General features: G+C 61.1%; 19 protein-coding genes. 15 read left to right on the forward strand and 4 right to left on the reverse strand.

Going from position 1 to position 21,884, the window contains the following annotated elements:
* Positions 1-9: 9 nt before the first annotated feature.
* Together MHM85_RS13690 and MHM85_RS13695 are read left to right on the forward strand one after the other, a co-directional pair.
* Positions 10-1,014, forward strand: coding sequence for a branched-chain amino acid ABC transporter permease (locus MHM85_RS13690; RefSeq protein WP_139527854.1), 1,005 nt, complete (start codon positions 10-12; stop codon positions 1,012-1,014).
* Positions 1,014-2,339 (forward strand): branched-chain amino acid ABC transporter permease, encoded by a 1,326-nt coding sequence (locus tag MHM85_RS13695; RefSeq protein ID WP_239286261.1) that lies wholly within the window; start codon positions 1,014-1,016, stop codon positions 2,337-2,339. The genes MHM85_RS13690 and MHM85_RS13695 overlap by 1 nt, the downstream gene beginning before the upstream one ends.
* 75 nt (positions 2,340-2,414) lie before the next feature.
* Here the strand turns inward: MHM85_RS13695 and MHM85_RS13700 are convergent, their stop codons facing one another.
* Positions 2,415-3,623, reverse strand: coding sequence for an ABC transporter substrate-binding protein (locus tag MHM85_RS13700; protein ID WP_139527852.1), 1,209 nt, complete (start codon positions 3,621-3,623; stop codon positions 2,415-2,417).
* Between the two features lie 97 nt (positions 3,624-3,720).
* The gene (locus MHM85_RS13705) at positions 3,721-3,969 is read right to left on the reverse strand and encodes a hypothetical protein (RefSeq protein WP_239286263.1); all 249 of its coding nucleotides are present in this window, start codon (positions 3,967-3,969) and stop codon (positions 3,721-3,723) included.
* A gap of 66 nt (positions 3,970-4,035) precedes the next feature.
* On the opposite strand from MHM85_RS13705, the gene MHM85_RS13710 reads away from it, so the two are divergent.
* Both MHM85_RS13710 and rapA read left to right on the forward strand, forming a co-directional pair.
* Complete coding sequence (locus MHM85_RS13710) at positions 4,036-4,839, forward strand: TlpA disulfide reductase family protein (protein ID WP_239286265.1); 804 nt, start codon at positions 4,036-4,038, stop codon at positions 4,837-4,839.
* Between the two features lie 115 nt (positions 4,840-4,954).
* Positions 4,955-7,903 carry an RNA polymerase-associated protein RapA gene (gene rapA / locus MHM85_RS13715; RefSeq protein ID WP_239286267.1) on the forward strand — a complete coding sequence of 983 codons (2,949 nt, stop codon included), beginning with the start codon at positions 4,955-4,957 and terminating at the stop codon, positions 7,901-7,903.
* A gap of 16 nt (positions 7,904-7,919) precedes the next feature.
* Here rapA and MHM85_RS13720 read toward each other — a convergent pair whose 3' ends face one another.
* The gene (locus MHM85_RS13720) at positions 7,920-8,822 is read right to left on the reverse strand and encodes a TIGR01777 family oxidoreductase (protein WP_239286269.1); all 903 of its coding nucleotides are present in this window, start codon (positions 8,820-8,822) and stop codon (positions 7,920-7,922) included.
* Positions 8,823-9,003: 181 nt separating this feature from the next.
* On the opposite strand from MHM85_RS13720, the gene MHM85_RS13725 reads away from it, so the two are divergent.
* The 9 genes from MHM85_RS13725 to MHM85_RS13765 all read left to right on the forward strand — a co-directional run bounded on the left by MHM85_RS13725 (position 9,004) and on the right by MHM85_RS13765 (position 17,956).
* Entirely contained in the window at positions 9,004-10,065 is a 1,062-nt protein-coding gene (locus MHM85_RS13725) for an FAD-dependent oxidoreductase (protein WP_239286271.1), read from the forward strand.
* A gap of 249 nt (positions 10,066-10,314) precedes the next feature.
* Positions 10,315-11,235, forward strand: a complete 921-nt coding sequence (locus MHM85_RS13730) for a MerR family transcriptional regulator (RefSeq protein ID WP_176558247.1) — start codon at positions 10,315-10,317, stop codon at positions 11,233-11,235.
* A 33-nt stretch (positions 11,236-11,268) separates the two neighbouring features.
* Positions 11,269-12,681, forward strand: a complete 1,413-nt coding sequence (gene phrB / locus MHM85_RS13735; RefSeq protein WP_153843250.1) for a deoxyribodipyrimidine photo-lyase — start codon at positions 11,269-11,271, stop codon at positions 12,679-12,681.
* Positions 12,682-12,781: 100 nt separating this feature from the next.
* The gene (locus MHM85_RS13740) at positions 12,782-13,213 is read left to right on the forward strand and encodes a nuclear transport factor 2 family protein (RefSeq protein ID WP_219862372.1); all 432 of its coding nucleotides are present in this window, start codon (positions 12,782-12,784) and stop codon (positions 13,211-13,213) included.
* Positions 13,214-13,276: 63 nt separating this feature from the next.
* Complete coding sequence (locus tag MHM85_RS13745) at positions 13,277-14,062, forward strand: SDR family NAD(P)-dependent oxidoreductase (protein ID WP_139527843.1); 786 nt, start codon at positions 13,277-13,279, stop codon at positions 14,060-14,062.
* On the forward strand, positions 14,059-15,408 hold the full coding sequence (locus tag MHM85_RS13750; RefSeq protein ID WP_153843252.1) for an FAD-dependent oxidoreductase: 1,350 nt from the start codon (positions 14,059-14,061) through the stop codon (positions 15,406-15,408). Before MHM85_RS13745 ends, MHM85_RS13750 begins: the two co-directional genes overlap by 4 nt.
* Entirely contained in the window at positions 15,405-16,169 is a 765-nt protein-coding gene (locus MHM85_RS13755) for a DUF1365 domain-containing protein (protein WP_153843253.1), read from the forward strand. Before MHM85_RS13750 ends, MHM85_RS13755 begins: the two co-directional genes overlap by 4 nt.
* Positions 16,166-17,434, forward strand: coding sequence for a cyclopropane-fatty-acyl-phospholipid synthase family protein (locus MHM85_RS13760; protein ID WP_153843254.1), 1,269 nt, complete (start codon positions 16,166-16,168; stop codon positions 17,432-17,434). The genes MHM85_RS13755 and MHM85_RS13760 overlap by 4 nt, the downstream gene beginning before the upstream one ends.
* Positions 17,435-17,956 carry a DUF2878 domain-containing protein gene (locus MHM85_RS13765; RefSeq protein WP_153843255.1) on the forward strand — a complete coding sequence of 174 codons (522 nt, stop codon included), beginning with the start codon at positions 17,435-17,437 and terminating at the stop codon, positions 17,954-17,956.
* Here MHM85_RS13765 and MHM85_RS13770 read toward each other — a convergent pair.
* Positions 17,950-19,788 (reverse strand): GGDEF domain-containing phosphodiesterase, encoded by a 1,839-nt coding sequence (locus MHM85_RS13770; protein WP_139527838.1) that lies wholly within the window; start codon positions 19,786-19,788, stop codon positions 17,950-17,952. The genes MHM85_RS13765 and MHM85_RS13770 overlap by 7 nt on opposite strands.
* 273 nt (positions 19,789-20,061) lie before the next feature.
* Here MHM85_RS13770 and fabA point away from each other — a divergent pair, with 273 nt between their 5' ends.
* Both fabA and fabB read left to right on the forward strand, forming a co-directional pair.
* Positions 20,062-20,577 carry a 3-hydroxyacyl-[acyl-carrier-protein] dehydratase FabA gene (gene fabA / locus MHM85_RS13775; RefSeq protein ID WP_139527837.1) on the forward strand — a complete coding sequence of 172 codons (516 nt, stop codon included), beginning with the start codon at positions 20,062-20,064 and terminating at the stop codon, positions 20,575-20,577.
* 12 nt (positions 20,578-20,589) lie between these two features.
* Positions 20,590-21,807: a beta-ketoacyl-ACP synthase I gene (gene fabB, locus MHM85_RS13780; RefSeq protein WP_139527836.1), complete on the forward strand. Its 1,218-nt coding sequence runs from the start codon at positions 20,590-20,592 to the stop codon at positions 21,805-21,807.
* Positions 21,808-21,884 lie beyond the last annotated feature (77 nt).

A 21,884-nucleotide genomic window follows, 5' to 3' on the forward strand; every position in this document is an offset into this window, starting at 1 on the left:
GAGAAACGCGTGAACGAACTGGCTTTTTTCATTAATAATGTGGTGATTGCGGGCAGCGTCACCGGCTCGATTTATGCCATTGGCGCGATTGGCGTGACGCTGATTTTCAGCATCATGCGTTTTGCCCACTTTGCCCATGCCGACATGATGACCTTCGGTGCCTTCATGGTGCTGCTGCTCACCACGGCGTTTCCTGCCGTCGGGGCCAGCATTGGCGTTCCCACGGCGCTGATCATGCTGCCGCTGGCGATGCTGCTCACCGCCCTGCTCGCCGTCGGTATCGATAAGGCCTTCTATAAGCCGCTGCGCGCCCATGGCGTAAAGCCCATCGTCATGGTGATTGGCTCATTGGGGGTCACGCTGATGCTGCAGGGCTTGATTCGTTTGTTCTCGGGCACCGGCGGGCAGAGTCTGTATGTCGATGACCGCAAAGAGATCTTTCGTCTAGCGCTACCGTTCGAAGGCGCGCGGGCACCGATCGTGATCACCGAACCGCAGATCTATCTGTTCGTGATCACCATCGTTGCGGTGATGGCGCTCCACCTGTTCCTCAACCGTTCACGGTTAGGCAAAGCCATGCGCGCCATGTCGGATAATCCGGAGCTGGCCCAGGCATCGGGCATTAATACCAATACCATCGTGGCGGTCACCTGGGTGATTGCGGGCGGCCTCGCAGCGATTGCGGGCACGCTGCTCTCGTTGGACGTGACCTTCAAACCGGACCTGAGCTTCTTCCTGCTGCTGCCGATCTTTGCGGCGGCCATCGTCGGCGGAGTGGGCCATCCTTACGGCGCGATTGCCGGTGGGTTCGTGGTGGGCTTTGCCGAAACCTTGGCCGTCTTCAACTGGAACGTGTTGATACGCCCTTTCCAAGACAGTTTTCCCGAGTGGCTGGCGCTGCCGTCGAATCTTGCCTTCGTGGGTACTGAATACAAAATCGTGGTGCCGTTCTTCATTCTGGTGGCCATCCTGGTGTGGCGCCCGACCGGCCTGTTCAAAGGCAAGGTGATCTAATGAGCCATCCAACCAATACTCGCAATCCGGCCTACACGCCGAAAGACGCCACCCCGCAGCGCCGCTTCCCGCTGCGCGAGCTGGTGCTGTTTGGTGCGCTGCTCCTCGCCGTTTTGGCGGTGTATGCCCTGATGGGTGCGGCCTACAGCACCCGCATGCTGGTCGAAGCCGCCTGTTACGCCATTCTCGCTTTGGGCCTGACGATTCAGTGGGGCTACGCCGGGCAGTTCAATGCCGGGGTTATGGGCTTCGTCGCCCTCGGCGGCTTCTGCGCCATGCTGTTTAGCGTACCGGTCAACGACGCCTTTTGGGGTACCGAGCTGCCGGGCGAGCTAGGCCAAGTGCTGCTCTATGGCCTTGCGGCCACGGTCGTGGTCATCGGTGCCACCAAACTCGACCGCTTGGGTGTACCCAAAACGCTGCGCACCGTGATCGCCGTAGTGCTGGCGGTGGTACTCTACCTCGTCGTGATCAGTCTGTTGCGCGATGTCACCAGCCAAATTCAGTCCCAGGCGGGCTTTGTGGGCGGATTTGGCCTGCCGCCTTGGGTGGGCTGGATCGTCGGCGGCGCGCTGGCCGGTGGCGTGGGCTACTTCATCGGCCATGTGTGTCTTGGGCTGCGCAGCGACTACTTGGCGATTGCCACCCTGGGTATTGCCGAGATCATCAAGGCGTTTTTGAAAAACTCCGACTGGCTGACCCGCGGCACGGCCACGGTCTCGCCGCTGCCTTGGCCCACGCCTGGCCCTGCCGAACTCGGCTTTACCCTCTCCCGCGCCATCTATCTATCGGTGACGGCGGTGGTCATTGCGGTGATCTTCTTCCTGCTGCACCGTGCTTATCACGCCCCTTGGGGGCGAATGATTCGCGCGATCCGCGACAACGAACTCTCATCGGCGGCCATGGGTAAGGACATCAACAAGCGTCGCCTGGAGATTTTCGTGCTGGGCTGCATTTTGATGGGCCTGGGGGGCGGCATGTTGGGCACGTTCAACAGCCTGTTCGATCCGCAGGGCTACCTACCGCTGAACCACACCTTTCTGGTGCTGGTGATGGTCATCCTGGGCGGCCCCGGCAATAACCTGGGCACCATTTTTGGTGCGGTGGCCGTCTACATCATCTGGATCATGTCCGAGCCGCTGGCGCTGTTTTTGATGGAGCTGTTCGTCGCACTCGGAGAGAACGCCTTTGGCTGGGAGGCACCCAGCAATATGGACAGTCGAGCGCTTCAAGCGCGCGTCCTGGTGATCGGCATGCTGATCACCCTGGTACTGCGCTTTGCCCCCAAAGGGCTGCTGCCTGAAAAGATCAAAAGCCACGGCTAATGACACAGGCATCGCCCAACGAAAAGCGCCCCGCTCAATGAGCGGGGCGCTGTGTTATGTAGCGATGGTAACGGCTTACAGGTCCACTTGCCCTTTGCTGGTAAAGGTGCCGTTTTCTACAGCCATCTCGACGACCACGCCCGGTACATCACCGTTGTCATCGAACTCGTGGGAGCCGGAGGCGCCTTCGTAGTTGATGTCCGTACCCGCAGCGATCAGCTCGACGGCTTTCTCCCACTCACCGGGCAGGATCACTTCACCGGGCGCACTCGATACGCTGCGCAGTGCTTCCGAGAGCCCTTCACGGTCTGCGCTGCCGTTCTGCTCGATGGCTAGCGCAATCAGGAAGGCCGCATCGTATGCCTGAGCCGCAAACACGGCGCTGGGATCGATATCCGCCTCAGTCGCTGCGTTGTTAAATATTTCGGTGCCGGGTAGCTCTGGGCTGCCGGGGCGAGTGGCAATCATGCCATCCAATACGTCGGCACCGATCGCTTCGACTAGGCTGTCGCCCACCATCCCGTCAGCGCCCACGTACTGGGTGAACATGCCACTCTCATAGGCTTGACGCAGTACCGTTTGGCCAGACGTGTCAGCGTAGGCCAAGACGACCAGGGTATCGGCACCGCTGGCGGAGAGTGAGCCCAGCTCGGAGCGGTAATCGGCCCGGTTATCTTCGTGGGCGAGGTTCTCGGCCACTTCGCCGCCACCGGCGGTAAACGCGGCGCTAAAGGCGTCCGACAGACCACGTCCATAGTCGTTGTTGACGAAGGTAACGGCCACATAGTCGATGCCTTTATCCAGCAGCAGCTTGGCCAGCATTTCCCCCTGGAAGGCGTCCGACGGCACGGTACGGAAGACCAGATCGTTGTCGTCCAGCTCCGATACCGCAGGCGCGGTCGATGCTGGCGACACCATCAGCACACCGCCAGGGATCGCGGCGTTGTTGGCGGCGGCAATCGTGGCACCGGTGCATAACGCCCCAACGATGGCCGTGACGTTCTCGGAGTTCACCATGCGGTCGGCGGCGTTGGAGGCGGCCGACGCATCGGAACAGGTGGTATCGCCCGAAGGCATGGCCAGGGTTTGCCCCCCCAAGATACCGCCCTGCGCGTTGACCTGTTCGACCGCCAGCTGAGCCCCAGCAAAGATCGGCGGTGTCAGACTCTCGATCCCCCCCGTAAAGCCGCCCAAGAAGCCAACTTTGACCTCCGCTTGGGCCATCCCGGTTAAAGCAAGTGATGAGGCCGCTACGGCAATGGCTAGTGCGCGCTTATTGATCATATTATTTGTCGCTCCCAGTAGATTGAGTGCCCTGACCGTCCAGCGCAGGGCTACCCATAATCTGGAACCGTCCCGTCAAAAACACAAGCAACGGTTTCTAACGCTCGTGGTTTTTCGGCTCTGATGCCTCTAAATGCTCAGCCAGTCGCTTCTGTCGGCGCTTGTTGCGGTACATGCGCACCAGTGCAATGAGCAGCGCACACGCCACCATGACGGCCAGTACCGCGCCCTGCCAGGGGCGGGCACCGTCACCGAGCACGGTTTCGAGAGTAATGATCAGCGCGAGGCCTAGCGCCTGACTGCCTATGGCCAGAGCGCGCAGGGTGTCAAAAGAGGATTGCGGCATCGACATCTCCATCGTGAGTAGCGTGCATGGTATGGTGCCCTAGTGTACCTGCTTACCGGAATGACGATGAATGCCATAGCCCTCGGCCCCCTGCTGATTTCGACGCCACGGCTTTACGCGCTGGCCTGCGCGCTGCTGCTGCTGCTGAGCAGCCGCTACCTGCTGGGGCTATCCGCCAGACCCCATGGCCGCTGGTTCAACGGCTTGTTGCTCGCCTGGCTCGTCGGCGCGCGGGTGACGTTCGTCGTCCTCCATTGGGAGAGCTACGCTGCGTCCCCGCTGGACGCGCTGAAAGTATGGCAGCCGGGCTATCACGCCCTCGGCGGCCTGCTTGCTGGCTTGCTTTGGACCGTCTGGGCACTGCGCGCGCGGCTATTGGCGATGATCGGCGGCCTGGCCATGACGGTAGGCGCCGCCAGCCTTTGGCTGGTGCTGGTCACGCTATCACCGCTGGGTCAATCATTTGCCGTCACGTCGCTACCCGATGTCACGCTAGACGATCTCGACGGCAACGCGGTGTCGCTGCCGTCGCTGACCCATCAAGGCGAACGCATCATCGTCAATCTGTGGGCCACCTGGTGCCCGCCCTGCCTGCGCGAGATGCCGCTGCTGGAAGAGGCGGACCAGCGCGAAGGCGTCACCGTCATCGTGGCGAATCAGGGCGAGGACTTGCTGCCCATCGCCCGCTATTTGGACGAGCAATCGCTCAGCTTCCGTTACCCGCTGCGCGACCCCGAGCAGACGCTGATGGCGCGCTTCCAAGCGCCGGGGCTTCCGACGACGGTGCTCTTCGATACGACGGGCAGAACCCTCGACGTGCACGTCGGTGAACTGACCCGCGCGCAGTTGGAGCGCTGGTTGAGCGATTGACCACGATAGACCTTAATCCCCCCGCTGCTTTGCGTTAGAATCCCCCGCCCTGTTAGCCGCCGGTCACCTGCCCCGGCGGCGTACGACCCGATTTTGACGACTTCCTCGAGGCATCATGAGCGATTTTTCTCCCGGCCAGCGCTGGATTAGCGACGGCGAAGCCGAGCTTGGACTCGGCACCGTGCTTAACTGCGACGCCCGTAGCGTTACCATTTTGTTCAGTGCCAGCCAGGAAACCCGCACCTACAACACTCGCCAGGCGCCGCTCACCCGCGTGATGTTCGGCAGCGGCGACCGCGTTCTCTCTGCCGATGGCTGGCAGATGATCGTCGATGACAGCAAAGAGAGTCGCGGCCTGATCACCTACATCGGTGAAGACAGCGACGGCACTCTGCGCGAGCTGCCCGAGGCCAAGCTGGCCGATACCATGCAGTTCGATCAGGCCCGCGACCGCTTGCTCACCGGTCAAGTCGACCGCAACGACTGGTTTGATCTTCGCTTTCGCACTCTTCACCACTTCCAGCGCATCGAGCAGCACGGGGCCCTCGGTTTTGCCGGGCCGCGCATCGACCTCATACCCCATCAGCTCTATATTGCCGACGAAGTCGCCGGACGCCATGCGCCGCGGGTTCTGTTGGCCGACGAAGTGGGCCTGGGCAAAACCATCGAAGCCGGCCTGATTCTGCACCGCCTGCTGCTGGCTGGCCGGGTAGAGCGCGCGCTGATTTTGGTGCCCGACAGCCTGACCCACCAGTGGTTGGTCGAACTGCTGCGCCGCTTCTCGCTGAACGTCACTCTGCTGGACGAGCACCAGAGCCAGGCCCACGGCAGCGTCAACCCGTTCGAGAGCGCCCAGCTCGTGCTGGCCAGCCAAGGCTGGCTGTTCGCCAACATTCATCGCCAGGACCAAGCCCTGGCCAGCCGCTTCGACCTGCTGATCGTCGATGAGGCCCACCACCTGGATTGGAGCCCGGAGAAGAGCGGCCCCGGCTACCAGTGCGTGGAACAGCTCGCCGCCGAGATTCCCGGCCTGCTGCTGCTTACCGCCACGCCGGAGCAGATGGGTCTGGAAAGCCACTTCGCCCGCCTGCGGCTACTAGACGCCGAGCGCTACCACGACATCGAGCGCTTCAAAGAGGAGGAGCAGCACTACGTCGCGGTGGCAGGCGCCATCGATGCCCTGGAGGAGCTGCCGCACACCGCGAGCGCCCGCGAACGCGTCGCCGCCGTGGCCGACGACCGCGACAGCCAGGCGCTGCTCGCCACGCTGTGCCACCCAGAGGCCAGCCCGGAGCAGCAGGACGCCGCACGCGCCCAGCTGCGCGATGCACTGCTCGACCGCCACGGCACCGGCCGCGTGATGTTCCGCAACAGCCGCCGTCACGTAGGTGGCTTCCCCGAGCGACGCCTGCATTTAGCTCCGCTCGAACTGCCGTCGGCCTACCGCCGCGTGCTGCGCCGCCTGGAGCGCGACGACGACTATTTGGACGAGCTGCTGATCGAAACCGGCATGGACCATCCGGACGTACTGATCTACCCGGACGCCATGTACCGCGAGCTCAGCAACGACCCGCTGAACACCGAGGCCTGGTGGCACATCGACCCTCGCGTCAACTGGCTGCTCGAAAAACTCAGCGACGACAGCGAGACGGGCTTCGCCAACGACAAAGTACTGGTCATTGCCCACCACCGGGAAACCGCAGAAGGGCTCGCGGAGGGCCTGCGGGTCTTGGGCGGCTACCATGCGCCGGTCTTCCACGAAGGCCTGTCGCTGGTCGAGCGCGACCGGGCCGCCGCCGCGTTTGCCGATGAAGAGGATGGCTGCCAGGTGTTGGTGTGTTCCGAGATCGGCTCCGAGGGGCGCAACTTCCAGTTCTGCCGCCACTTGGTCATGTTCGACATGCCGCAGCACCCCGACCAGCTAGAGCAGCGTATTGGCCGCCTTGACCGGATCGGCCAGCGCCACGCCATCGAACTGCACGTGCCTACGTTTACCGGCAGTCCCAGCGAGCGCCTGCTGCGCTGGTACCACGAAGGCATGGACGCGTTCAGCGCGCCCCATGGAGTGGGCAGCGACCTGTTCGATGCCTTTGGCGATGCTCTGGCCGATGCGCTGCTCGACGACGAGATGCTCGACGAGATCATCGACGAGACCCGAGAGATGTTCATCGCCAAGCTCGCCGAACGGGATGCAGGCCGCAACCGCCTGCTGGAACTCAACGCCTGCCGCCCCGGGCGAGCGCAGCAGGTGATCGATGCCGTGCGCGAGCTGGACGAGGATCCGGCGCTGCCTCGCTACGTGGAGCGTGCGCTGGATATCTTCGGGGTCGACAGCCAGGAGATCGGCAACGGTCTGCTGCACCTTCAGCCCAGCCAGCACATGCTGGATGGCCTGCCCGGGTTGGTCAAAGGCGAAGAGGGCTTCTCTGCCACTTACAGTCGCGCCCAGGCACTGGCGCGGGATGACGTACAGCGACTCTCCTGGGAGCATCCGCTGGTGCGCGAAATGATCGGCCGGGTTCTCGATGGCACCATGGGCAATACCGCGCTGGCGCTGCTACGCCACCCAGCGATTCCCAGCGGGCGTTTGATGGCCGAACTGGTGTTTCGCACCCACTGCCCGGCCCCCAAATCGCTGCACCTGAACCGCTTCTTGCCGCCCACCGCCGTACGCGTACTGCTGGATGAGTCAGGCGCCAATTTGACCAGCAAAATCTCGTTCACCGGGTTGGGCAAAAACCTGCAGAAGGTGAACAAGTCGCTGGCGCGGGATTTGATCAAGAGCCGCCATGATCAGCTTCGCGAGCTGCTCACCCAAGGAGAAGGCGAAGCCGAGCGTGAACTGCCGAGTATCGTAGAGGCCGCAGAAATCCGCATGCGCGCCCAGCTCGACGCCGAGCTGGCCCGCCTGACGGCGCTGGCGGAGCACAATCCGGCGGTGCGTAGTGAAGAGCTGGAAGCGCTGCAGCAGGAGCGTCAGGCGCTGAGCAGCGCTATCGAAAACACTCGCCTACGACTCGACTCGGTGCGGGTGATCATCACCGTCGACCCCAACGCGAACTAAGGCTCACGACGGGCGGCTATAGGATGGCCGCCAGTGCTTGGTCGAGCGTCGGGTACTGAAACTCGAAGCCCGCTTCGCGTAGCCGCTCGGGACGCATGTCTGCCCCGGTCAACAGCAGCCGCGACATCTCCCCAAAGCCCGCTTTCAGCACGAACGCGGGCACCGGAAACATGGCCGGACGATGCAGCTGCTTGGCCAGCGTTTGGGTGAATTCGGCGTTGGTCACCGGATGCGGTGCGCTGCCGTTGAACGCACCAGAGAGGGCTGGCTGGGTGATCAAATAGATGATCGCGGCCACCAGGTCATCTCGATGAATCCAGGGCATGAACTGCTGACCATCACCAAACCGCCCGCCTAGGCCGAGTTTGAACGGCGGCAGCATTTTTTGCAGCGTCCCGCCCCCCGCTTCGAGCACCAGCCCAATACGCAGAATCGCCAGCCGGATGCCCATCGTCTCCACGGGCTTGGCCGCCGCTTCCCACTGAGCGCACAGCCGATGCGCGAACTCGTCGTGGGGCGTGGTGGTCTCGTCCACCACCTTGTCCCCCTGATCGCCGTAATAGCCCATCGCCGAACCGCTCACCATGACGCTCGGTAAAGGTTGGCCGTTGGCCGTCAGCTGCTCGCAGAGGGCAATGAGCTGCTGGGTACTCTCGACCCGTGAGCGGATGAGTCGCTCTTTCTGTTCGGTGTTCCAGCGTTTTGCCGCAATGGGCTCCCCCGCCAAATTCACCAGCGCGTCTGGCGGTGTGTCCACGAAGGCTTGCGCGCTATCGCGGATATCGCAGGTCTTGGGCAGTTTACCGCGCACGTTGTGGGGCGTTCGGGACACCACCTGCACCTCGTGCCCTTGGTCGATCAGCACTTGGCTGAGTCGCTGGCCCACGAAACCGCTGCCCCCGGTGATTAATACCCGCATGGTGTCACTCCTTTGCCGTTAAACGTGGTGTGCAGGAGAGTGTTGCCTGCCACCGCCGGATGAGCGGTCTCGGTGGGCGAGGTTCGGTCACTCATACACATTGCAACTTATTTAATTGTACGATATTTATACATAACTGCTACGATAAAATGGAACCCGCCTACTGATACCGCGAGGACGTATGGCCGCAACGGCAAACGAGAGCTATCCATCACCCTTTGCGCTTCGCGTGGCCATCGTGGGCGCCGGGCTGTCTGGGCTGGCCTGCGCCCATCGACTGGCGCAGCAGGGCACCCAGGTTCGGCTATTCGATAAGGCACGCGGTCCCGGCGGGCGAATGTCCAGTAAACAGCGCCCTGCCGCCATGCTCGACCTCGGCGCCCAAGCCTTTACCGTGCGTGATGAGCGTTTTGCGCGTCAGGTCGACGAGTGGCGACACGCCGGTTGTGTGGACATCTGGCCAACACATCGCTATCAGGCTAGTGCATCCGGCTGGCAAACACACGACGATGGGCAGATACGCTATTGTGGAGCGCCGCGCATGAGCGCCATTACTCGCTACCTGGCCGACGGGCTGAGCGCGTTCGCTGATGCCACGCTCTTGCTCGAAACGACCATCACGGCCTTAGAGCGCCAGCCCAAAGGCTGGCAGCTTCGCGATGCTCAAGACAACCGGTACGGTCTTTTCGATTGCGTGGTGATCAGCGCCCCGCCGCCCCAGGCGAAAGCGCTGCTGGCAGATTGGGAACCGATGCTGTCCGACGCCTGTGAAGAAAGACCGCAGCGGAGCTGCTGGGCGGCATGGGCCATATTTGACGAATCGCTTCCAAGACTTCCCGTCGGCGACCAGTGGCAGAGCCTGCATCTTGAGCATCCTGCTCTACGCTTGGTCTCTCGCAACCACACCAAACCAGGGCGAAAGCACCAGCCGGAAAGCCTGAGCCTGCTGGCCCAACTCGACTGGAGCGATGCACATATCGACGCGACACCAGCATCCGCGGCGCAGCAGCTATGGGAGGCATTCGTCATCACACTGCCCAGCGACACATCGCTCCCCTCTCCTATTGACGTAGGGGCGCACCGCTGGCGCTATGCCCAGCCTGCCTCGCCAGGCAGGCAGTCGTTCTTGTACAGTGAGAGCGGTTTAGCACTGTGCGGTGACAGCTTCCGCGGTAGCCGTGTCGAGGATGCTTGGCTCTCTGGAAACGAGCTGGGGGCGGCATTATTAGGCCGGTCGGTCTAATAATACTCCGACTAACAGCGCACCAAGATGGACACCGCAAAGGTTGTACCCAGTCGCCACAAATTGTACAAAGGTGCCTATAATAGCGTGATCCTATTCCATCGATTAGGTGTTATTCAACGAATCGCTATACGACATCGCTATACGGCTAGATGGCCCTGCGCCGAGCTGGCGCGGCAACATAGCTATCGCAATTATTGACAGACCCCTGCAGCGCTGGCTGCAGGCAACCAAGAGGCAATGGCGCCCATGAGCAACAAGGCGACCCACCCACCCGATACTCCCCTCTATCCGATCCGGGAAGTTTCCCGTTTGACGGGTGTGAACTCGGTCACTCTACGCGCCTGGGAGCGACGCTACGGTTTGATTCGTCCACAGCGCACGCCCAAGGGCCACAGGCTCTACGCCCAGGACGATATCAGCCGCATCGAGCGCATTCTTCAATGGCTAAACCGCGGCGTACCGGTCAGCCAAGTGGCGGACCTGCTCGACCAACCTGAAACGGTCGAGGCACCAACGCCGAATGCCGGTGACTGGGCCAGCCAACGCCAGCAGCTTCAGGCGGTCATCGAAGCGGTCGACTTGCCGAAGTTAGAAGCCCTGTATCACCAGAGCCTGGCGCTTTATCCGCTGAGCGTGGCGATCAACGAGCTTTGGCAGCCGGTCATTCTGACCCTAGAAGCCAAGTGGGCCGCCGAGCCCGACGACTTGGTACGCCGCACGTTCGAAGCGTTTTTCCGCAGCCAAGTAGGTATTCGCTTGCACTACGCCAACCAAGCGACACGGGGACCGCTGATCCTACTCAGCGCTATGCCTGACGACCCCGGTCCGCTTTGGGTGTTGATGTGCGCGCTCATGGCCAGCGAACAAGGCTACCGCGTGCAACTCTTCGATCACTCGCTGCCACTCGACGATTTGCCGCAAGCGGTATCTCGCCTACATTCATCGATGGTGCTGCTTTCCAGCGGTCAGCGGGAAAACGATCGCTATATTCGCGACGATTTACCCAAAGCCGCCGAAGCCCTCGGCGTGCCCCTCGGCGTTTGCGGCGAAGTGGCGCGGCTGCGCGAGAACGACCTCCGTGACGGCGCCGTTCACATGCTGGGGGACGACCTTCCCCAAGCGATTGCTCGTTTGCGCCCGCTGCTACGTGAATCCGGTATCCTGTAAACGCGGTGGCATCGGCTAACCTAAGGATTTTGCATGAACCTGCAGCTTGTTTGGTTTCGCAGCGATTTACGTATTCATGACAATTCCGCACTCGCCGCCGCTGCCGCCAAAGGGCCGGTCGTAGCGGTTTTTTTACGCAGCATCGAGCAGTGGCGTGACCACGGTCACGGTGCGAACAAGCTCGATTTTTGGGCGCGCGGCGTCAGTGCACTGAAGACGTCGCTCAACGGTCTGAACATCCCGCTTCTGCACCGCGATATCGAACGCTACGACGACGCCCCTCAAGCGCTGTTGGAGATTGCCCAGAAGTACGGCGTCGAGCGGCTACACTTCAATTACGAGTATCCGCTCAACGAGCAGCGCCGCGATCAGGCAGTACTGAAGGCCTTTCAACAGGCAGAGATAACTGCTCATGGTCACCATGACGCCGTTGCCTTTGCCCCAGGCAGTTTGCTGACCGGCAAAGGCGATTACTACGGCGTGTTTACACCCTTTGCGAAAGCGTGGCACAAACAGGTAACGGCGGATCAGCTTGCGCTGCGCGACACGCCAGAAGCCCAGTCGCCCCTCGAGATCCAAAGCGACTCGCTTCCGTCTCTGCCCGCGCTCGACGACGAGCCGCTGGATGGCCGCCAGTGGCCCGCAGGCGAAAACGCCGCTAGCGACAACTTGGAGCGCTTCTTGCGTTTTCGCGGGCGGCATTACAAGGATCAGCGCGATTTTCCCAAGGTGCGGGGAACCAGCGAGCTGTCACCCTATTTAGCCCTGGGGATGATCTCGTATCGCCAGTGCCTACAAGCCGTGATGAGCGAAAACGGCGGGAGCCTCGCCGACGGCGACGCGGGCTTGACGGCCTGGGTGAACGAGCTGGTGTGGCGGGAGTTTTATCAGCATGTGGCGGTCGGCTTCCCCCAGGTGTGCCGCTACCAGCCGTTTCAAGAACACACCAAGCAGCTCGACTGGCGCGATGACGACGACGGCTTTGCCGCTTGGTGCGAGGGCCGCACCGGCTACCCCATCGTGGACGCTGCCATGCACCAACTCGTGTCGACCGGCTGGATGCACAACCGTCTGCGCATGATCACGGCCATGTTCTTGAGCAAACACCTGCTGATCGACTGGCGACGTGGTGAGGCTTTTTTCATGCGCCACTTGGTGGATGGCGAGTTCTGCGCCAACAATGGCGGCTGGCAGTGGGCCGCTTCGACGGGAACCGATGCGGCACCCTATTTCCGCATTTTCAACCCCACCACCCAATCGACTCGCTTCGACCCCGACGGCGAGTTCATCGCCCAATGGCTGCCCGAGCTTGCATCGCTGCCAGCCAAAGCGCGACACGCCCCACCAAAAGACATGCTCGATCCCATCGATTACCCAGCGCCCATCGTCGATCACAAAGCGGCGCGCCAGCGGGCACTCGACGCCTTCAAAGCGCTCTCGAAGTAGCCGCCACATACGCCTCTTCATGGCGGCCATGTGCCGCTATGCTGCCTATCTACCTACCATTCTCTCATCATGACGCCCTGTCACTTGCAAGGAGTGTGCGATGACCGACGACCGCGCTTTGGCCAAGTTTTGTGCTTTCTTCAACAAACTAGACAACACCTGTACAGAAAAACTATACGAGGTATATACTGAGGAAGTTGTTTTCAACGATCCGCTACATCACATTGAGGGTCGCAAGGCGCTAGAGCGCTACTTCGCCACGATGTACGAAAACGTTGAGCGCTGCCGCTTCACGTTCCATACCCAGCAGATGCAGGGGTATCAAGCGTTCGTGACGTGGACCATGGAGTTCGTTCACCCTCGCTTGGCCCGGGGAAGGCCAGTGAGTGTGGAGGGTTGCAGTGCGCTGACGTTTACCGAGGACGGAAAAGTGTCGCGTCACCGCGACTATTTCGATGCTGGGGCCATGCTGTACGAGCACCTTCCCATCATGGGACGTGTCATACGCTGGTTAAAGCAGCGCCTGGGTTGAGTCGTGTGACCTCGTTGATACGCACGCAGGCTGCGTGCTAACAGGCCGCTACAGGAGAGCAGGATGAGCACATGGAATACGTCCCAACGTATCTGGCTGACCGGCGCGACCTCCGGCATTGGTGAAGCGCTGGCCAAACAGTTAATCGAACAGGGACACCGCGTGGTATTGAGCGCCCGCAACGAAGAGGCATTGCATGCGCTTTGCAATGGCCATGACAACGCTTATCCGTTGCCCCTGGACGTCAGCGACCATCAGGCCGTATTAGCCGCCGGTGAGCAGATTCGCGAATGGCTGGGCGCATTAGACGTTGCACTATTCAACGCGGGCACCTGCGAGTATCTCGACGCGCGACACTTTGATATGGCGCTCGTCGAACGTGTTTTCACTCCAAACCTGTTTGGCACGCTGTATGGCGTCGACGCCGCCCTTCCGCTGCTGCGTGCTGCTCGTCAGGAAGGCAAACCAGCACGCTTGGCCGCGACATCGAGCGCCTCGGCCTACTTGCCGCTGCCTCGCGCGGAGGCTTACGGCGCGTCGAAGGCCGCCGTGAGTTACTTTCTTGAATCTCTGCGTCTTGATCTGCACCAGGAAGGCATCGACGTCAGCTTGATCCACCCGGGCTTCGTGAAAACACCGCTCACCGACCGCAACGACTTTCCTATGCCCATGCAGGTCACGGCCGACGAAGCCGCCAAGGCGATCATTGCAGGGCTTGCCAAAGGTCGCCTGGATATCCATTTCCCACGGCGGTTTACCTATATCGTCAAATGTTTGGGCATTTTACCCCCCGCCCTGCGGCGATGGATTGGCCTGCGCATGACGCGGCAAACCAAGGAGTCACCATGAGCGTCACAGCGTCACAGCGCATTGCGGTTATTGGCAGCGGCATCAGCGGGATGGCCGCCGGATGGTACCTATCCTCACAGCATGAGGTGACGCTGTTCGAAGCCGATCGTCGACTAGGCGGCCATACGGCCACCATGGACGTCGAGGTCAATGGCGAGCCCTACGCCATCGATACCGGCTTCATCGTTTTCAATGACTGGACCTACCCCCATTTTCAACGCTTGTTAGCGACCCTCGGCGTGCCCAGCCAAGCCACCGAGATGAGTTTTTCGGTGCATGAGACGGACGTCGACTTCGAGTACAACGGCCATACGCTCACGTCGCTCTTCGCCCAGCGCCGCAATCTGCTCAATCCCTCGTTCTATCGTCTGCTACGCGATATTTTACGCTTTAACAAACAGGCCACCGCCGACCTAGAGAGCAAACGGCTACCGGCGGACATGACGCTGGGTGAGTACCTCGATAGACACGGCTACGGCGACGCGTTCCAGCGTCGTTACCTGCTGCCCATGGGGGCCGCCATCTGGTCGGCGAGCATTGGTGATCTACGCGCTTTCCCACTGACGTTTTTCGTTCGCTTTTTCCGCAACCATGGACTGCTATCGGTCAACCACCGCCCCCAATGGTATACCCTCGTGGGCGGCTCCAAGCGCTATATCCCTAGCTTGACCGCGCCCTATGCGTCGCGCATCCGTCTCAACACCCCGGTGACCCACATCACTCGCAGCGACACGGGTGTCGTGGTGACCACGGCCCAGGGCAGCGAACGCTTCGACCAGGTCGTACTGGCCTGTCACGCTGACCAAGCGCTCGCCATGCTAGGAGATGCCTCTGCCGCCGAGCGCGAGATCCTGGGAGCAATGCCTTACCAGGACAACGAGGTCGTGCTGCACACCGACACCTCGCTGCTGCCCCGCCGCCAGCGCGCCTGGGCAAGCTGGAACTACCGGTTGGATGGCCGCGGCGCCGACGAGCGAGTATCGGTCACTTACAACATGAACATCCTGCAGCGTTTAGCAGCAGACACCACGTTTTGCGTCACGCTGAACGATTCCGACAGTATCGATCCGACCAAGGTGCTTGGCCGCTACACCTATGCCCATCCCCAGTTCACGCTGGCAGGTCAGGCCGCTCAAATGCGCCACGACGAGATCTCGTCGGTGGCACGGCGCACCCACTTCTGCGGCGCCTACTGGCGCAACGGTTTTCATGAGGACGGCGTTTGGAGCGCGCTACGTGTGGCGCAGGCACTGGGCTGTGACGAAGCCGCTGAGCCGCCCACCACGCCGACGGCGCTGCCCGCGCATGAGTTGATGCCCAACAGCGTTGGGGAGGGGCTGGGATGATCGCTGCGCCGCGCTCGCGCATCTATCGCGGTACGCTTCGCCACCGCCGCTTTACGCCCAAGGTTCACACGTTTAGCTATCAGATGTGGATGGCGTGGCTCGATCTCGATGAGCTCCCCACGCTCTTCGACGGCGTGCCGGGATTCAGCGCGCGACGCCCGGCGCTGGCGCGCTTTCGTCGCGAAGATTATCTGGCCCCGACGGACCGCCCGCTGCGCACCGCCGTGCGGGAAGAGTTGGCCCGCCAGCTAGGCAGCGCCCCTAACGGTCGTATCTGCATGCTGACCCAACTGCGCACCCTCGGCACGATGTTCAACCCTATCACCGTGTACTACGCCTACGATGAGCTGGGACGCCTAGCCGCCGTGCTGGGTGAAGTCACCAATATGCCCTGGCGCGAGCGTACTTGCTACGCCTGCCATGTCGAGACCGACCGCCACGCGCATCAGGCACGCTTTGCTAAAGCCATGCACGTGTCGCCCTTCAACCCCATGGAGATGACCTATCGCTGGAAATTCAATTCGCCCGGCGACCAGCTCTATCTGCATATGGAGAACTGGCAGCACGAACAACGCCATTTCGACGCTACGCTCACGCTCGATGCAGCGCCCGCCACGCGCGGCGTGCTCCTGGCCACCCTCGCCAAGCACCCTTGGATGAGTCTGAAAACGGTCGCGGGAATCCATTTTGAAGCGCTTCGCCTGTGGCTCAAGCGCATCCCCGTTTATAACCACCCTAAGCGCAAGGAGACTTCAAAATGACCACCCTGCGTACCACGCCTCCCAATAGCCAGCCAGCGCGCCAAGACCGCTTCACTCGCTGGCTAAAACCCCGTTTGCTGGCTCAGTTGGATGCCTTTCGCGGCGGACGCATCACGTTGATCGAGGGCAACCAGTGCCATCACCTGGGTCAGGAGGGCCCGCTACAAGTCACCGTGGTGATCCGTCACTCACGCGCCTGGAAGCGGCTCGCCTTTGGCGGCACCGTCGGTGCCGCAGAATCCTATATGGACGGCGATTGGGACGCCGATGACTTGGTGGCGTTGGTCCGCCTGTTTGCGGCCAATCTGGATCATGTCAATGGCCAGATGGAGAACGGTAGCGCTCGCCTCACCCGCTGGCTGCTGGGACTGGCTTACCGCTTCCAACGCAACAGTCTGTCCGGTTCCAAGCGCAATATCGCCGCGCACTATGACATCGGTAACGATCTGTTTGCGACATTCCTGGATACACGCCACTGGATGTACTCCAGCGCCGTCTTCCCCTACCCGGAAGCCAGTTTGGAAGAGGCCTCGACCTATAAGCTCGACATCATGCTCGAGAAGCTGGACGTTCGCCCCGAGCACCACTTGTTGGAAATTGGCACGGGCTGGGGCGGCTTGGCCATTCACGCTGCCAAGACACGCGGCTGCCGGGTGACCACCACGACGATTTCCGAGGAGCAGTACGCACATACCGCCCTGCGCATCAAAGAAGAAGGGCTGGAAGATAAAATCACGCTGCTGAAGCAGGATTATCGCGAGCTGACCGGACGTTTCGATCGGCTGATCTCGGTAGAAATGATCGAGGCGGTGGGACATCAGTATCTCAATACGTATCTCGAAAAGATCGACAGCCTGCTGACCGATGATGGTCAAGTGATGCTGCAAGCGATCACCATTCGCGACCAGCGCTTCGAAGAGGCCAAACGCGACATGGACTTCATCAAGCGCTACATTTTCCCCGGTGGTTTTTTGCCCTCCCATCACGCCATGCTCTCGAGCGTAATGCGTAAAACGTCTCTCAACGTCGTAGCGCTCGATGAGATTGGCCAGCACTACGCACGGACGCTGCGGGAGTGGCGCCACCGTTTCGAGGCGAGTCTCGACCAGGTACGTAGCCAAGGCTATGACGAGCGCTTCATTCGTATGTGGCGCTACTACCTGTGTTACTGCGAAGGCGGCTTTATCGAGCGCTCCATCGGCACCTGCCACCTGTTGCTGGCCAAGCCAGCGGCCAAACCGGCCCCGCTCACCGGAGCGCTGTAAATGGCGTCGCCCTCCCCCATGCCAGTACGCGCGATGTTATTCAATGCGCTGCGCTTCGAGGCGGGCTGGCTGCTATGTGTGCTGGGCGGCTCATGGATCGCCGCGATCAGCGGGGCGGCACTGCTGGGCTGGCACTTTTGGCACTGGGCCAAACCCGGCGAATGGCGTTTCATCGGGCTATTCGCTCTATTGGGGCTGGCGCTGGATGGCGGACTACATGTGGCAGGCGGCTTCGATTTTGGCGACCAAGCGCTCGTTGCGGGACTGCTGCCCGTATGGCTATGGATGCTCTGGCCGCTGTTCGCCACGCTGGTATTTCACTCGCTTGCTTGGCTATGGCGCTACCCTTTGATTGCCGCCGCGTGCGGGGCGATCAGTGGCCCACTCTCTTATTTGGGAGGCGCGGCGCTGGCCAACGTAAGTTTGGCAGCGTGGCTTTTGCCGGTGCAAGCGGTCATCTGGGCCGCGCTTTGCCTAGGCATTAGCTACTACGCACGGCGGGTCGCTGCAACGACTCAATGAACACCCTCGGCAAGCGCCACCGGCGACCAGCGCTGCTCTAGCTCGGAGGCAGGCAGCGGTTTGGCGAAGTAAAATCCCTGCACCAGCGTACAGCCCGCTTTGATCAAAAACTGACACTGGGCTTGAGTTTCAACGCCCTCCGCCACGACTTCCAGTCCCATCCCATCGGCCATGGCCAACACCGCCGTGACGATGGCCGCATCGGCTTGGTCATTGGGGAGCTCGCGGATGAACGCACGGTCCAGTTTGATCTTATCCACCGGCAGTCGTTTCAAATAGCCTAACGATGAATAGCCGGTACCGAAGTCGTCGATGGCAATGGCGTAGCCAAGCGCCCGAAGCGCCTGTAGGCGGGGGCCCATGTCGCCGGCACGCTCGTCCAGCAGCACCGACTCGGTGAGCTCCAGACCAATTTGCGACGGTTTGAGCTGATAGCGCTCCAAGCAGGTCGCCAATTGGGTTTCCAGATCGCCCTGAAAGAGCTGCAGCGCCGAGATGTTGATCCACACGGTCACTTTGGGCATACCGCTGTTTTGCCAGTGTGCTTGCTGAGCACACGCTTTCTCGATCACCCAGCTACCTAGCTCGGCCATCAGACCATGACGCTCGGCCAGAGGAATGAACTCGCCCGGCGAGATCATGCCATCCTGCGGATGGCGCCAGCGTAGCAATGCCTCCATGCCCATCAGCTCACCGCTGCCTGGGTGGTGCTGAGTTTGGTAGTGAAGCTCTAACTGGTCACCGGACACCAGCGCGGCGCGCAGATCGCTGACCAGCGCCAGCTGGGGATTATCCTGCTTGTCCAAGGCTGGTCGAAAACGCTGGCTATGGTTACGCCCCAATCGCTTGGCGCTATACAAGGCGGACTCCAAACGCTGAAACAGCACGCCGGAGTCGCGGCCATCTTCGGGTGCGCGGCAGCTGCCAATGGTCAGCCCTAGGCGCAGCGACTGCTCATTGATCTCGAAAGGGCTGCACATATGATCGCGCAGGGTCATGATCCATTTGTCGTGATCATCGAAGGTGGTGGTGCGAATCACCAAAAACTCATCACCCCCCAGGCGGCCGACGACGCTGCCCGCCATGTAGCTGGTGAGCCGCTGAGCAAACCGCGCAAGCAACCGATCCCCCTGCTCGACGCCCAGACTGTCATTGACCGACTTCAAACCATCGATATCGATCAGCGCCATGTCCAAACTCTCACCCGCGCGCAGGTGGCGCAGCCTTGAGGCCATTAGGTCATGCAGGCGGCGACGATTAGGTAGCCCGGTCAGCGGGTCCTCGTAGCCGATGCGGCGCAGGTCACGCTCGCGAGCCTTTTGCGCCGAAATATCGGTAAACAGACTGATGAAGTGGGTAATCTTGCCGCGTTTGTCGGTCACGGCACGAACCTTGAGCCACTCGGGGTACTCATCGCCATGTTTGCGGCGGTTCCACATTTCCCCTTCCCAACGGCCCGTGGCTTTGAGGGTGCTCCAAAAGCTTTCATAGAAGGCTTTGTCGTGGCGCTGCGCCGCGAGGGTTTCAAGCTTGCGGCCGACCATCTCCTGACTCTCGTAGCCGGTAATGTCGGTAAAGGCCGGATTGACGGCCAGAACGCGATTTTGCACGTCGCTGATGACCATGGCATCCCCCGCCAACCCCATGGCATCTTGGGCAAGCCGCAGGCGCAACCGCTGCTGACGAACTTGGTGCCAAGCATCCCATAAACCCAACGTAACCAAGCTGGCGGCCACCATGCGCAGCGCGGTATCAGGAATCCATACACACGCAGGCAGCGCCATGAGCGCTACCCAAACCAGCGGACGATTAAGAGAAACAGGCAGCCACATGGCGGGTCTTGTTGTCCTATCAGCAGTCACTAACTAAAAACAAGGGTCGACGACATCATGCCGTCTAACCCAAAACTTGGATAGAGCATATTACGTCAATAGGCCGTTTATTGTGCGAATTCGCTAAGTGAAACGTTACACTCATGACGATTGCCGTATTGGCAAATCATTAAAAAGCATTAGAAAGTGACGATAAGGCGCCCGTGACGTGCATTCGGTGGTCTCGGGAAGTAGACTAGGCGCAACAACCATCTTCATACTCGGAACGATTCAGTGACCAAGCAACACTCCTTTGATCGCGAAGAACTGCTGGCCTGCTCGCGTGGCGAGCTTTTTGGCCCAGGCAATGCACAGCTGCCAGCCCCCAACATGCTGATGCTCGACCGTATCACGCATATCCATGAAGAGGGCGGTGAACACGGCAAAGGCGAACTGATCGCCGAGCTGGATATCACTCCGGATCTGTGGTTCTTCGACTGCCACTTCCCCGGCGACCCGGTGATGCCTGGCTGCTTGGGTCTCGACGCGATGTGGCAGCTGGTAGGTTTTTATCTGGGCTGGCTTGGCCATCCTGGCCGAGGCCGTGCGCTAGGCTGCGGCGAAGTGAAATTCAGCGGCCAAATTTTGCCCGACGCTCAAAAAGTGACGTATCGCATCAACATGAAGCGCGTCATTACCCGTCGGCTCATTTTAGGCATCGCCGACGGCACCGTGTCCGTCGACGGGCGCGATATCTACCAGGCTAATGACCTGCGCGTTGGCCTATTCACCTCCACTGCGAATTTCTAACAGGAGGCTCCCATGCGACGAGTGGTAGTCACCGGCCTTGGCATCGTGTCGTGCTTAGGCAACGACCAGCAACAGGTCCTAGACGCGCTCAAAAGCGGGCGCAGCGGTATTCGTTTCAAGGAAGAGTACGCCGAGCGCGGCTTCCGCAGCCATGTGGCGGGCAGTGTCGATATCGATCTCGATACGCTGATCGACCGCAAGCTGCGCCGCTTCATGGGCGATGCAGCGGCTTACGCCTACGTCTCCATGGCTCAAGCCATCGAAGACGCTGGTCTGACCGAAGCGCAAGTGTCGAACGAGCGCACCGGCCTGATTGCCGGTTCGGGCGGCGCGTCTAGCGCCAATCAGGTCGAAGCCGCCGATCTCATGCGCGAGAAAGGCCTGCGCCGCGTTGGCCCTTACCGCGTGACCCGCACCATGGGTAGTACGGTATCCGCCTGCTTGGCCACGCCGTTCAAGATCAAAGGCGTGAACTACTCCATCTCTTCTGCCTGTGCGACCTCGGCCCACTGCATTGGTAGCGCCATGGAGCAGATCCAGCTCGGCAAGCAGGACGTAGTCTTTGCTGGCGGTGGCGAAGAGGAGCACTGGACGCTGTCGTGTCTGTTCGACGCCATGGGTGCTCTCTCTACGCACTATAACGACACCCCGGACAAAGCTTCTCGCCCTTACGATCAGGCCCGCGATGGTTTCGTCATCGCCGGTGGTGGCGGCATGCTGGTGCTGGAAGAGCTCGAACATGCAAAAGCGCGCGGCGCCAAGATCTATGGCGAGCTCGTCGGCTATGGCGCGACCTCGGATGGCCATGACATGGTGGCCCCCTCTGGTGAGGGCGCGATGCGCTGCATGCATCAGGCCATGGCCACGGTGCAGGGCGATATCGACTACATCAATACCCATGGCACCTCGACGCCGGTTGGCGATGTCGCTGAACTGAAAGCGATTCGAAGCGTGTTCGGCAACTCAACGCCCGCCATGAGCTCGACCAAGTCGCTCACCGGCCACTCGCTGGGTGCCACTGGCGTACAGGAAGCGATCTACTCGCTGCTGATGATGCAGCACGACTTCGTGGCCGCTTCTGCCAACGTCGAGCAGCTCGACGAGCAGGCCGACGGTTTCGATATCGTGACCGAGCGTCGCGACGGCGTCACCCTCGAGCGCGTGCTCTCCAACAGCTTTGGCTTTGGCGGCACCAACGCCTGCTTGGTGTTCCAGCGCTACGACGGCTGATATCCATGTACGGCATCAAAAACGGCGCCTTCGGGCGCCGTTTTTGCGTGAATATGTGTGGATAGTTGCTCAGCGTC

The sequence above is a fragment of the Halomonas sp. McD50-4 genome (genome assembly GCF_022348135.1).
GTDB classification, from domain to species: domain Bacteria; phylum Pseudomonadota; class Gammaproteobacteria; order Pseudomonadales; family Halomonadaceae; genus Vreelandella; species Vreelandella piezotolerans.